This is a genomic window from Streptomyces ipomoeae 91-03, assembly GCF_000317595.1.
GTDB classification, from domain to species: domain Bacteria; phylum Actinomycetota; class Actinomycetes; order Streptomycetales; family Streptomycetaceae; genus Streptomyces; species Streptomyces ipomoeae.
This window is the reverse complement of record NZ_AEJC01000623.1, coordinates 1-11320: the sequence shown is the minus strand read 5'-3', so window position 1 is coordinate 11320 and position 11320 is coordinate 1. Positions and strand designations below refer to the sequence as shown.

Here is an 11320-nt window from a genome sequence, read left to right as displayed (position 1 = left end):
ATTACTCGCCAGTACGGCATCTACATTCCCGCACTTCGTTCCCGCTAAGCAAGCGCTTTGAACTGTGAGTTAGGCAACCCTGGGTAATCGTGCGGCGCGCAGGCGCGAAACCCGAAGCGGGGATCGTTCGCGCAGGTCAGTCTCGCAGACCGTGGAAGCGCCCCTGGTGATACAGCAGGGGCCGACCGGCGCCCGAGGGGTCGCCGAGGACGACCTCGGCGAGGACGATGCGGTGATCGCCGGCGGGTACCCGTGCCACCACCCGGCAGACCAGCCAGGCGAGCACGTCGTCGAGGACGGGAACTCCCTCAGGGCCGCTACGCCATCCGGTGGGCGCCCCGAACCGGTCGGCGCCGCTGCGCGCGAAGGTGGCGGCCAGCTCCTGCTGGTGCTCGCCGAGTATGTGCACGCCCACGTACTCCGCCTCGGAGATCACCGGCCAGCTGGAGGCGCCGGTGCCGATGCCGAACGACAGCAGCGGGGGCTCGGCGGAGACCGAGGTGAGCGAGGTGGCGGTGAAGCCGACGGGGCCGGTGTCGTCCTGCGCGGTGATCACGGCGACACCGGCCGCGTGCCGGCGGAAGACGGAGCGCAGGAGATCGGGGGAGGCGAGGTGGGGAAGACCGAGGCCGGAGGTGGCCGTCATGGAGTTGTCCTTCTGCTGGAGTCGACGAGCCGATGCGCTGAACCGTGGCCGCTCACGTGCCCGGACAGCGCGAACTCGCCGTGCGGACCAGGTCCACATGGACGCGCTCGACAAGAAGGAGTTCCCTGGGCATACCCGTCAGGCTGACGATCAGTGACGCTTACAGTCAAGTGCGTACCGTCATCCGGAAGATGCGACACAGGTCACTCCTCGAACGCTCGAACCTCAGACGGCCTCGCCGAGCGCGGCGATCACATCCGCCTTGCGCGGCTGGCCCGTGGCGCGCCGTACGATCCGGCCGTCGGCGTCGAGGACGAGTACCGTCGGCGTCTTCAGGATGTCGAGCCTGCGCACGAGTTCGAGATTCTGTTCGGCGTCGATCTCGACATGGGCGACACCGGGGACCATGCCGGCGACTTCGGTGAGCACCCGTCGGGTCGCCCGGCAGGGCGCGCAGAAGGCGCTGGAGAACTGGACGAGCGTGGCCCTTTCACCGAGCCCCTCCCCCAACTCGGCCGCGCCGACCCGCTTGTCGCCGTCCCGCCCGCGCACCCTGACTCTCCCGCCCCGCCGCCGCTGCAGACTCTCGGGTAAGGTGCTCGCCGCGGCGAGCACCAGTACACACACCACAAGTCCCGGTCACAGGGTGCTTCAGCGTTCATGAGACTGCAAAGATTCCCGCCTGTCCGAAAACGTCTGCCTGCGGAATGCTTGCTTCATGGACATCGATGTACGAGGGCCGCGCTTCGGCGCCGCCGTGACGACCGTCGTCCTGGCGGTCGTCCTCATCACCGGCAGCGCCTGGCTGCTGGCCTGGCAGACGTTCGCTTTCGCGCTGGGCGCGGCGGGCGGGGTGGGGCGTTCGCCGTACGGCTGGGTCTTCCGCAAGGCGGTGCGGCCACGGATCGGGCCGCCGACGGAGTTCGAGGCGCCGGAGCCGCCGCGCTTCGCGCAGGCAGTCGGGTTGGTCTTCGCGGCAGTTGGGCTGCTCGGTCTCACGGTGGGGCCCGAGTGGCTGGGTCTCGCGGCGACCGGGGCCGCGCTCGCGGCGGCGTTCCTGAACGCGGTGTTCGGATACTGCCTGGGGTGCGAGATGTACTTGCTCGTGCGGCGGGTGACCGTACGCGCGCAGTGAAGGCGAGGTGAAGGCATGCGGTCGGCCGTATGGCCGGACGTGACAAGAATCTCGCCGTTCACAGGCGGCAGGACTGGCTACTCGTGCGTTCTTGGGGCACGATCTGCGAGATGCCGTAAACCTACGGCTGCGTAACTTCCCGCCGGGAGCGCCTCTTCCCAGGCAGAGAGAAGGGTCCACTCCGTCCATGGCAGAGCTTGCCTACCGTCCCGCCATCGGTCTCGCCCGCACCCTGTTCAAGGCCTGGGACCTGAAGATCGACTGCAAGGGCTCGGAGAACATCCCGCGCTCGGGCGGCGCCGTCCTGGTGAGCAATCACATCAGCTATCTGGACTTCATCTTCGACGGGCTGGCGGCGCTCCCGCAGAAGCGTCTGGTGCGTTTCATGGCCAAGGAGTCGGTGTTCCGGCACAAGATCTCCGGGCCTCTGATGCGGAACATGCGGCACATCCCGGTGGACCGCACGCAGGGTGAGGCGGCGTACCAGCACGCGCTGGACTCGCTGAGGTCCGGTGAGATCGTGGGGGTCTTCCCCGAGGCCACCATCTCGCAGTCGTTCACCCTGAAGAGCTTCAAGTCGGGCGCCGCCCGGCTGGCCCAGGAGGCGGGCGTCCCGCTGATCCCGATGGCGGTGTGGGGTACGCAGCGGCTGTGGACCAAGGGCCACCCGCGCAACTTCAGGCGCAGCCACATCCCGATCACCATCCGGGTCGGCGAGGCGATCGAGGCCTCCAAGGACAAGTACGCCGGTGCCATCACCCGGCAGCTGCGCGAGCGCGTCCAGGAGCTGCTGGAGGCCTGCCAGCGCGCCTACCCCGTCCGCCCCAAGGGCCCGGACGACACCTGGTGGATGCCGGCCCACCTCGGCGGCACGGCCCCGACCCCGGAAGAGGTCCGCGCGGCCGAGGCCCGCTGACACCGAGGTCAGCGACTGCGACAGACCGCTCCGGCGGCGGGGTTCAGAGTGCGGTGGGGAGCGTCTTCCAGAGGTAGGGGCGGTCCGGGGCGGCTTTCAGGGCGCCGAGTACGGCCGGGTGCGGTTCGGCGTACAGGACCGGGTAGTCCAGCTCGTCGGCGTCCGGGTCGGGCACCCATGCCAGCCGCTCGCCCGACAGGGAGAACCGGGCGTCCACACCGGGCTTGTTGCCCCGGGGGTCCTGGCGGTGCCAGGCACCGTTGAAGCGGACGGCGACCAAGCCGTGCACGGCATGCCCGCTTCCGTCGTCATGTGCCAGCCGCTGGTAGCAGAGCGCGGTGGGGATGTCCTCGGCACGCAGCAGCGCGGTCAGCGCGTGGGCCTTGGCGTAGCAGATGCCGGTGCCCTGCTCCAGGACGTCGGAGGCGCGCCAGGTGACGCGTGGGTCGCCGCTGTCAGCGGAGTGGGGGATGGTGTCGCGTACGAACTCGAAGGCGGCCCGCGCATAGGCATACGAGTCCGGCACGTCCTTCGCCAGGCGTGCCGCCGTCTCCCGCACCACCGGATGGTCATGGTCGATGACCTCGTCAGCGGCCAAATAGGCGGACAGGTCAGAGGTGTTCTGGATCAGCTCCATGACCGCAGAGCATAGAAATGCGATCACCCGAAGGTCAATGGCTTTTCAGGTGACCGCATATCTATGCATGAACTCCTCGCGCCCTACCGCGCCATCTCCTCCTTCAGGGCCGCCAGGAACCCGTCCACGTCGTCCTCGGTCGTGTCGAAGGCGCACATCCAGCGGACGTCGCCGGCGGCCTCGTCCCAGAAGTAGAAGCGGTAGCGCTTCTGAAGGCGTTCGCTCACATCGTGCGGGAGGCGGGCGAAGACGGCGTTGGCCTGGACGGGGTGGAGGATCTCCACCCCGTGGACGGCGCGGACACCCTCGGCGAGCCGCTGGGCCATCTCGTTGGCGTGGCGGGCGTTGCGCAGCCACAGGTCCTTGGCGAGCAGGGCCTCCAACTGCACGGACACGAAGCGCATCTTGGAGGCGAGCTGCATGGACATCTTGCGCAGATGCCTCATGCGGCGGACGGTGTCCTGGTTGATGACGACGACGGCCTCGCCGAACATCGCGCCGTTCTTGGTGCCGCCCAGGGAGAGGACGTCGACGCCGACCGCGTTGGTGAACGTGCGCATCGGCACGTCCAAGGAGGCCGCCGCGTTGGCTATGCGGGAGCCGTCCAGGTGGACCTTCATGCCGTGCGCGTGGGCGTGTTCGCAGATCGCGCGGATCTCGTCGGGCGTGTAGAGGGTGCCGAGTTCGGTGCTCTGGGTGATCGAGACGACCTGCGGCATCGCGCGGTGCTCGTCCTCCCAGCCCCAGGCCTGTCTGTCGATCAGTTCGGGGGTGAGCTTGCCGTCGGGCGTCGGCACGGTGAGCAGCTTCAGACCGCCCATGCGTTCGGGGGCGCCGCCCTCGTCGACATTGATGTGAGCGCTCTCGGCGCAGATCACCGCGCCCCAGCGGTCGGTGAGCGCCTGGAGGGCGACGACGTTGGCGCCGGTGCCGTTGAAGACGGGGAACGCCTCGGCGGTGGCGCCGAAGTGGCTGCGGATGACGCGCTGGAGGTTGTCGGTGTACTCGTCCTCGCCGTACGCGACCTGGTGCCCGCCGTTGGCCAGGGCCAGGGCGGCGAGCACCTCGGGGTGGGCCCCCGCGTAGTTGTCGCTGGCGAAACCGCGGACCTCCGGGTCGTGATGGCGACGCGCGTCGGTCTTCGGTGGGTTCACGGCTTCTCGGTGAGCCACAGACGGTGTCCGTTCACTTCGGCGGCGGGCTTCTCCCAGACGTCGACGATGGCCTCGGCCAGCTCCTTGACGTCCGTGAAGCCCGCGAACTTCGCGTTGGGGCGCTCGGCGCGCATCGCGTCGTGCACCAACGCCTTCACGACCAGGATGGCAGCCGCGGACGACGGCCCGCCCGGCCCCCCGGCCTTGCGGAAGTAGTCGGCCATGGCGAGCGTCCATGCCTCGGCGGCGGCCTTGGCGGCGGCGTAGGCGGCGTTGCCCGCGGTGGGCTTGGTGGCGCCGGCCGCGCTGATCAGGACGTACCGGCCGCGGTCGCTGCGCTGCAACGCCTCGTGGAAGGCGAGGGAGGTGTGCTGCACGGTGCGGATGAGCAGCATCTCCAGGAAGTCCCAGTCGTCGAGGCTGGTCCTGGTGAAGGTCTCGCTGCCCCGCCAGCCGCCGACGAGATGGACGAGCCCGTCGACCCTGCCGAAGTCCTTCTCGACACGGGTGGCCCACTCATGGGTCGACCGGAGGTCGAGCAGATCGACCGTGTCGCCGACGACGGTGGCGCCGCCGTGCGCATAGCGGGCCATGTCGACGGCCTCGGAGAGCCGCTCCGGGTCGTTGTCGGAGCCGACGACGATCGCGCCCGCCTCGGCGAGACGCAACAGGGTCGCCCGGCCCGCGGGTCCGCCCGCGCCGGCCACCGCGATCACCGCGCCGCTCAGTGGTCCATTGCCGTTCCCCATGGTCCTCGCCTCCTGAGCAGCGCCTGCGGTGTCTACGACTCGGGCGCTCACGCGGCGGCCCTGTCGGCGCTCGCCGCGGTGATGCCCTTGGTGGAGGCGATCACGTTCTTCAGCTTCTTGGCGAGCGCCTCATAGAACATGCTGAGCGGAAACTCGTCCGGAAGCACGTCGTCGACGAGTTTGCGCGGCGGCTGCGTCAGATCCAGGGCGTCCGGGCCCTTGGCCCAGCGGGAGCCGGGGTGCGGGGCGAGATAGGTGGAGACCAGCTCGTACCCGGCGAACCAGTGGACGAGCTTCGGGCGGTCGATGCCGTCCCGGTACAGCTTCTCGATCTCGGCGCACAGCTGGTTGGTGACCTGCGGGGCGCGCCGCCAGTCGATGAACAGCTTGTTGTCGGTCCAGCGGACCACGCCGTGCTTGTGCAGATAGGCGAAGAGGAGCTGGCCACCGAGTCCGTCGTAGTTGCGGACGCGTTCGCCGGTGACGGGGAAGCGGAACATACGGTCGAAGAGCACCGCGTACTGCACGTCGCGGGCCTGGGGGACGCCGTCGGCCTCCAGTTTCACGGCCTCCTTGAAGGCGGTGAGGTCGCAGCGCAGCTCCTCCAGGCCGTACATCCAGAACGGCTGGCGCTGCTTGATCATGAAGGGGTCGAAGGGCAGGTCGCCGTGGCTGTGAGTGCGGTCGTGGACCATGTCCCACAGGACGAAGGCCTCCTCGCAGCGCTTCTGGTCGTGGACCATCGCGGCGACGTCCTCCGGCAGGTCGAGACCGAGGAGGTCGACGGCGGCGGCGGTCACCCGGCGGAAGCGGGCGGCCTCGCGGTCGCAGAAGATGCCACCCCAGGAGAAGCGGGCGGGGGCCTCGCGCACGGCGATGGTCTCCGGGAAGAGGACGGCCGAGTTGGTGTCGTAGCCGGCTGTGAAGTCCTCGAAGGTGATGCCGCAGAACAGCGGGTTGTCATAGCGGGTGCGCTCCAGCTCGGCCAGCCAGTCGGGCCAGACCATGCGCAGCACGACCGCTTCGAGGTTGCGGTCGGGGTTGCCGTTCTGTGTGTACATCGGGAAGACGACCAGATGCTGGAGGCCGTCGCGGCGGTCGGCGGCGGGCTGGAAGGCCAGCAGCGAGTCGAGGAAGTCGGGCACCTTGAAGCCCTCGTCGGCCCAGCGCCGCAGGTCCCCGACGAGCGCCTCGTGGTACACGGCGTCGTGCGGCAGCAGCGGGGACAGCGTCCGGACGGCGTCGATGACGCCGTGCACGGCCAGCTCGGTGTCCGCGGGGTCGGGGGCGCCCTCGGCGTCGAAGTCGATCGAACCGTCCTTGGACTGCCAGGGCCGGATGCGTTCCACGGCACCCTTGAGCACGGCCCAGGCCGGGTGCTCCACCACCCTGCCGACCGGAGGAACAGTGTCCTCCGTGCCAATCTGCACAAGAATTTCCGTCATGACCCACCCTCCACGGAAGAACCTTTCGTAAGGACACCGTATGTAGGCAAGCTCCTGAACCGCAAGAGCGATCAAGGTCACGAGGGGGAGACAGCGGGCGACGTATACGGCACTCCGCCGCGGTCGACGCGTACGGCACCCCGCCGGAGTCAACGTGTGCCGGACTCGCCCACTCAGGGATGACGCGGCCGGTGGCCGCAGGTGGCGAAACGGTCCTGTTCCCCTTTGTGGGACGGCTCGAAAGGGCTCGTGCACGCGCGGTTACATCGCGGGGCCGGAGGACTACGCTGCGCCCCAGCCGCGTGCCGCCCCTCCCGGTCACGCGGGCCCAGCCGCCGTCGACGGAAGCGAGTCAACCTTGAACTTCCTCACCATCGGTCATCGCGGAGTCATGGGTGTGGAACCCGAGAACACCCTCCGCTCCTTCGTCGCCGCCGATCGCGCGGGCCTCGACGTCATCGAACTCGATCTGCATCTGAGCAAGGACGGCGAGCTCGTCGTCATGCACGACGCGGACGTGGACCGGACGACGGACGGCACGGGCCCGATCGCCCACAAGACCCTCGCCGAGCTGCGGGCCCTGGACGCGGGCCGCGGCGAGCGGATCCCCACCTTCGAGGAGGTCCTGGACGCGGTACGGGCACCGCTCCAGGCCGAGATCAAGGACACGACGGCGGCCCACGCCCTCGCCGAGGTCATGCACCGGCGCGACCTGATGGGACGGGTCGAGGTGCTGTCGTTCCACGACGAGGCGATCGCCGAGATCGCCCGGCTCGTCCCGGGCGTCCGCACCGCGCTGGTCGCCAGCCGCTACGGCACCGACGTGGTGGACCGGGCGGTGGCGGTGGGCGCCCCCACCCTCGTACTGAACATCCGGCGGCTGACGCTGGAGATCGTCGAGCGCGCCCGCAAGGCGAATCTGCGGACCATCGGCTGGGTGGTCAACACCCAGGACCAGCTGCGGTTGGTGCGCGCGCTGCAGCTGGACGGCGCGACGACCGACTACCCGGACATCAAGCGCACGGGCCGCTTCACGGCCTAGCCGTCACGCCGGCTCTTCACACCGGCTCCCACACCGGCCTGGTCACGCCGACCCCGTCATACAGCCCCGTCACATCAGCCGCGTCATACCAGCCGCGTCACCCAAGCTCGGTCACACCAGCTCTTTGACCAGCAGCTCGAACCGCAGGTCGTCACGCTGCGGGATGCCGAAGCGCTCGTCGCCGTACGGGAACGGGGTCATCCGTCCCGTACGGCGGTAGCCGCGCCGCTCGTACCAGGCGATGAGGTCGTTCCGTACGGAGATCACGGTCATGTGCATCTCGTTGGCGCCCCAGGTCTCGCGCACGATCCGCTCGGCCTCGGCGATGATCACCTTGCCGAGGCCGCCGCCCTGGAGCGTCGGGCTCACCGCGAACATCCCGAAGTAGGCGTGGTCACCGCGGTGTTCGAGCTGACAGCAGGCCACGATCGTGCCGTCGCGCTCGACGGTGAGCAGCCGGCTGTCGGGCGCCTTGATGACCTCCAGGACACCATCGGGATCCGTGCGCTGCCCTTCGAGGATGTCCGCCTCGGTCGTCCAGCCGGCCCGGCTGGAGTCCCCCCGGTACGCCGACTCGATCAGCGCGACCAGGGCGTCCACATCGGCGTCGGTGGCGTCACGGAAGGTCAGACCGGTGGCGGCGGTGTCCATGGGCGCTCCTGACGGATCTCGTTCGCGGCTCGGCAGGGACGAGCGTATCCCTCGCCCCCACTAGGCTCGGCCCATGGTCCATGTACTGAGCAGCCGTATCCTCCTCCGTCCGACCGATCCCGAGCGTTCCCGCGCCTTCTACGGCGAGCAGTTGGGCCTTCCCGTCTACCGGGAGTTCGGTACGGGCGAGCACCGCGGGGTCGTGTACTTCCTCGGCGGCGGTTTCCTGGAGGTCGCGGGCCGCTCGACGGTGCCGCCCTCGCCGGCGCTGAAGCTGTGGCTGCAGGTGACGGACGTGACGGCGACGCACGAGGAACTGGTGGCCGCCGGGGTCGAGGTGCGCCGGCCGCCGTTGAAGGAGCCGTGGGGGCTGGTCGAGATGTGGATCGCCGACCCGGACGGCACGGAGATCGTGCTGGTGGAGGTCCCGGCGGACCATCCGCTGCGCTACCGGCCGGGGATCTGACGTCTCCGCTCCCGGAACCGGGCCGACTCCCCGGCCGGTTCACGGCCATCGGTGGCCCGCGTCCAGCTCCCGGCCACCGGTGGCCGGGAGCTGGACGCGGGCATAGCGTGCTGGAGGGGGCTCCCGTTGTCGCTTCCCTTCCGGAAGGAACGCCATGAAGTTCGACAGGCCGGTGACCGGTGGGCCCTGCTGGACCGAGCTGGGGACCAGTGATCTGGAGGCGGCCAAGCGGTTCTACACCGAGCTGTTCGGCTGGCGCCCGGAGACCGATCCCCGCCAGGAGGCGGGCGGCTACACCATCGCGCATCTCGGGGACGCGGCGGTCGCCGCGCTCGCGCCGCTGTACCAGGAGTCGCAGCCGGTGGCCTGGAACGTGTCGTTCGCGGTGAGCGACGCCGACGCCATGGCCCAGACGGTACGGGAGGCCGGCGGGACGATCGTCATGGAGCCCATGGACGTCTTCGGCCTCGGACGCTTCGCGGTCGCGCTCGACGCGAACGGCGCCGCCTTCCAGCTGTGGCAGGCCCGTACCTTCCCCGGCGCCGGGCTGCTCAACGCGCCCGGCACGCTCGGCTGGGTCGAGCTGCTGACGCGCTCGCCGGAGCGGGCCAAGGCCTTCTACACCACCGTGTTCGGCTGGAGCGTGGGCGGCTCCGAGAGTTACCCCCAGTGGGGCCTGGGCGGCGCCGACTTCGACGGCATGGTCACGATGGACGACAAGTTCCCGCACGAGGTGCCCTCGCACTGGTTGCCGTACTTCGCCGTCGAGGACGTGGACGACACGGCCCGGATCGCGACCGAGGCGGACGGCACAATCCTCATGGAACCCACCACGGTGCCGGACGGACCACGGATCGCGGTGCTGCGCGATCCCCAGGGCGCCATGTTCGGCGTGTATGTGGCGGGCGAGGAAGGCTGATCCGACCGCGCGGCGTGTGAGTGGCCCCGACCGGCTGCCGTGCGTCCGAACTCGCCTCACCCCCGCTTGTGTTGGAGTACCCTCCACCTCCTAGCGTCGTACCCGGGAACCACTCGGAGGAGATGCGACGTGCGTTACACACTGTTCGGCAGGACCGGTCTGCGCGTGAGTGAACTGGCCTTCGGCGCCATGACGTTCGGCTGGGGTGCCGTGGACCTCGACGCGAGCCGGCCGCTCCTGGACGCCTACGCGGAGGCCGGCGGGAACTTCGTCGACACGGCGGACATCTACTCCGAGGGCGTCTCCGAGTCCATCCTCGGCAGGCTCCTCGAAGGCCGCCGCGACCGTTTCGTGCTGGCCAGCAAGTACACCTGTGTGACCAGCGAGGACGACGTCAACTCGGCGGGCAACCACCGCAAGAACCTGGTGCAGTCGGTGGAGGCGAGTCTCGAACGGCTGCGCACCGACCGCCTCGACGTCCTGTGGGTGCACGCGCGGGACGACTTCACGCCGGTCGACGAGGTGATGCGGGCCCTCGACGATCTCGTACGGGCCGGGAAGGTGCTCTACCTCGGGGTGTCGGACTGGCCCGCGTGGGAGATCGCCCAGGCCAACACCCTTGCCGAACTGCGGGGTTGGACGGCGTTCGCGGGCTCGCAGCTGCGCTACAACCTGCTGGAACGCACCCCGGAGCGTGAACTGCTGCCGCAGGCGCGGGGGTTCGACATGGCCGTGTTCGCGTGGGCGCCGCTGGCGGCAGGCAAGCTGACCGGCAAGTACCGGCGGGGTGAGAGCGGCCGGCTCGGCGAGGACGCGGGCAAGGAGGAACTCCGCGAGCGGTTCGTGCTCGACGTGGTGCTGGAGATCGCCGAGCAGGGCGGCTGGAGCCCGGCACAGGTCGCCCTCGCCTGGCTGCTCGCCCGCACCGGCAACGTCGTGCCCATCATCGGCGCCACGAACGCGGCCCAGCTCGCCGACAACCTGGCGAGCGTCGACGTACGCCTCGACGCCGACGTGCTCGCCCGGCTCGACGAGGTGAGCGCCCCCTCCCTCGGCTTCCCGCACGACTTCCTGCGGGAGCCCGTCATCCGACGGAACGTCTACGGCCCCCGCTGGGAGGACATCGACAACCCCAGGTCGTAGGACGGGCGACGGTCGCGGTTCCGGGCTGTGGCGGTGCCTCCGCCGCCGTGCACCCCGCGCGCTCCCCCGAGTACACCCTTGCGCTCGTATGCGCTCCACCGGGCACGGGCATGCCCACAACGACTGGCCGACATCACTGTCATCACTGTTCGACGCCGTCGAGCGTGGAGGTGCGCGGTGCACGGACCGGCTTCCCCCGGCTGGCTGCTGGTCGCGTTGTGCGCGGTGACCGGGGGCTACTGCCTGCTGCGGATGCGCAGTGCCGTCGAGGAGCAGCGCCGGGCCGCGGGCGGCGAGGCGCTCATGGGCTTCGGCACGGCGGTGATGGCCGTGCCCGCCGCGGTCGTGGCGCCGCCGCGCTGGGCGTGGCTCGCCTACACCGTGGTGTTCGGCGCGGCGGCGCTGCGCGCGCTGTGG

The 11320-nt window shown here is 69.8% G+C and carries 15 protein-coding genes; 7 read left to right on the top strand and 8 right to left on the bottom strand.

Annotation, left to right across the window (positions count from 1 at the left end; translation table 11 throughout):
* Positions 1 to 136 precede the first annotated feature (136 nt).
* The 3 genes from STRIP9103_RS40400 to STRIP9103_RS40395 form a co-directional block, all read right to left on the bottom strand.
* On the bottom strand, positions 137 to 646 hold the full coding sequence (locus STRIP9103_RS40400) for a flavin reductase family protein (protein WP_009338177.1): 510 nt from the start codon (positions 644 to 646) through the stop codon (positions 137 to 139).
* A 52-nt stretch (positions 647 to 698) separates the two neighbouring features.
* Entirely contained in the window at positions 699 to 779 is an 81-nt protein-coding gene (locus tag STRIP9103_RS53665; RefSeq protein ID WP_374005112.1) for a putative leader peptide, read from the bottom strand.
* A gap of 92 nt (positions 780 to 871) precedes the next feature.
* A complete protein-coding gene (locus STRIP9103_RS40395) occupies positions 872 to 1276 on the bottom strand; it encodes a TlpA family protein disulfide reductase (RefSeq protein ID WP_078614215.1) in 405 nt (134 codons plus the stop codon).
* 88 nt (positions 1277 to 1364) lie between these two features.
* Here STRIP9103_RS40395 and STRIP9103_RS40390 point away from each other — a divergent pair, with 88 nt between their 5' ends.
* A complete protein-coding gene (locus tag STRIP9103_RS40390) occupies positions 1365 to 1781 on the top strand; it encodes a DUF4395 domain-containing protein (RefSeq protein ID WP_009338182.1) in 417 nt (138 codons plus the stop codon).
* Between the two features lie 187 nt (positions 1782 to 1968).
* A complete protein-coding gene (locus tag STRIP9103_RS40385; protein ID WP_009338185.1) occupies positions 1969 to 2697 on the top strand; it encodes a lysophospholipid acyltransferase family protein in 729 nt (242 codons plus the stop codon).
* A 43-nt stretch (positions 2698 to 2740) separates the two neighbouring features.
* On the opposite strand, the gene STRIP9103_RS40380 is transcribed toward STRIP9103_RS40385, so the two are convergent.
* The 4 genes from STRIP9103_RS40380 to STRIP9103_RS40365 all read right to left on the bottom strand — a co-directional run bounded on the left by STRIP9103_RS40380 (position 2741) and on the right by STRIP9103_RS40365 (position 6682).
* Complete coding sequence (locus STRIP9103_RS40380; protein WP_048821898.1) at positions 2741 to 3334, bottom strand: transglutaminase-like domain-containing protein; 594 nt, start codon at positions 3332 to 3334, stop codon at positions 2741 to 2743.
* 83 nt (positions 3335 to 3417) lie between these two features.
* Positions 3418 to 4488: a threonine aldolase family protein gene (locus STRIP9103_RS40375; protein ID WP_009338187.1), complete on the bottom strand. Its 1071-nt coding sequence runs from the start codon at positions 4486 to 4488 to the stop codon at positions 3418 to 3420.
* Positions 4485 to 5237 (bottom strand): SDR family NAD(P)-dependent oxidoreductase, encoded by a 753-nt coding sequence (locus STRIP9103_RS40370; RefSeq protein ID WP_009338179.1) that lies wholly within the window; start codon positions 5235 to 5237, stop codon positions 4485 to 4487. Before STRIP9103_RS40370 ends, STRIP9103_RS40375 begins: the two co-directional genes overlap by 4 nt.
* 47 nt (positions 5238 to 5284) lie before the next feature.
* On the bottom strand, positions 5285 to 6682 hold the full coding sequence (locus STRIP9103_RS40365; RefSeq protein ID WP_048821896.1) for a DUF6421 family protein: 1398 nt from the start codon (positions 6680 to 6682) through the stop codon (positions 5285 to 5287).
* A gap of 358 nt (positions 6683 to 7040) precedes the next feature.
* Here STRIP9103_RS40365 and STRIP9103_RS40360 point away from each other — a divergent pair, with 358 nt between their 5' ends.
* Positions 7041 to 7724, top strand: a complete 684-nt coding sequence (locus STRIP9103_RS40360; protein WP_009338175.1) for a glycerophosphodiester phosphodiesterase — start codon at positions 7041 to 7043, stop codon at positions 7722 to 7724.
* A gap of 111 nt (positions 7725 to 7835) precedes the next feature.
* On the opposite strand, the gene STRIP9103_RS40355 is transcribed toward STRIP9103_RS40360, so the two are convergent.
* Complete coding sequence (locus tag STRIP9103_RS40355) at positions 7836 to 8375, bottom strand: GNAT family N-acetyltransferase (protein ID WP_009338164.1); 540 nt, start codon at positions 8373 to 8375, stop codon at positions 7836 to 7838.
* Positions 8376 to 8448: 73 nt separating this feature from the next.
* Between STRIP9103_RS40355 and STRIP9103_RS40350 the strand changes: the two genes are divergently transcribed.
* From STRIP9103_RS40350 to STRIP9103_RS40335, 4 genes are all read left to right on the top strand, one after another.
* On the top strand, positions 8449 to 8841 hold the full coding sequence (locus tag STRIP9103_RS40350; protein ID WP_009338169.1) for a VOC family protein: 393 nt from the start codon (positions 8449 to 8451) through the stop codon (positions 8839 to 8841).
* Positions 8842 to 8995: 154 nt separating this feature from the next.
* Complete coding sequence (locus tag STRIP9103_RS40345; protein ID WP_009338167.1) at positions 8996 to 9760, top strand: VOC family protein; 765 nt, start codon at positions 8996 to 8998, stop codon at positions 9758 to 9760.
* Positions 9761 to 9889: 129 nt separating this feature from the next.
* Positions 9890 to 10903, top strand: a complete 1014-nt coding sequence (locus STRIP9103_RS40340) for an aldo/keto reductase (protein WP_009338157.1) — start codon at positions 9890 to 9892, stop codon at positions 10901 to 10903.
* 177 nt (positions 10904 to 11080) lie between these two features.
* Positions 11081 to 11320 (top strand): DUF5134 domain-containing protein (locus tag STRIP9103_RS40335; RefSeq protein ID WP_009338155.1); only part of this gene is annotated, 240 nt, incomplete at its 3' end.

Excerpts from the sequence above, each read along its gene's own strand:
- STRIP9103_RS40400 (WP_009338177.1), bottom strand. The coding sequence starts at position 646 with ATGACGGCCACCTCCGGCCTCGGTCTTCCCCACCTCGCCTCCCCCGAT.
- STRIP9103_RS40380 (WP_048821898.1), bottom strand. The coding sequence starts at position 3,334 with ATGGAGCTGATCCAGAACACCTCTGACCTGTCCGCCTATTTGGCCGCT.
- STRIP9103_RS53665 (WP_374005112.1), bottom strand. The coding sequence starts at position 779 with ATGCCCAGGGAACTCCTTCTTGTCGAGCGCGTCCATGTGGACCTGGTC.
- STRIP9103_RS40365 (WP_048821896.1), bottom strand. The coding sequence starts at position 6,682 with ATGACGGAAATTCTTGTGCAGATTGGCACGGAGGACACTGTTCCTCCG.
- STRIP9103_RS40390 (WP_009338182.1), top strand. The coding sequence starts at position 1,365 with ATGGACATCGATGTACGAGGGCCGCGCTTCGGCGCCGCCGTGACGACC.
- STRIP9103_RS40350 (WP_009338169.1), top strand. The coding sequence starts at position 8,449 with ATGGTCCATGTACTGAGCAGCCGTATCCTCCTCCGTCCGACCGATCCC.
- STRIP9103_RS40385 (WP_009338185.1), top strand. The coding sequence starts at position 1,969 with ATGGCAGAGCTTGCCTACCGTCCCGCCATCGGTCTCGCCCGCACCCTG.
- STRIP9103_RS40345 (WP_009338167.1), top strand. The coding sequence starts at position 8,996 with ATGAAGTTCGACAGGCCGGTGACCGGTGGGCCCTGCTGGACCGAGCTG.
- STRIP9103_RS40370 (WP_009338179.1), bottom strand. The coding sequence starts at position 5,237 with ATGGGGAACGGCAATGGACCACTGAGCGGCGCGGTGATCGCGGTGGCC.
- STRIP9103_RS40355 (WP_009338164.1), bottom strand. The coding sequence starts at position 8,375 with ATGGACACCGCCGCCACCGGTCTGACCTTCCGTGACGCCACCGACGCC.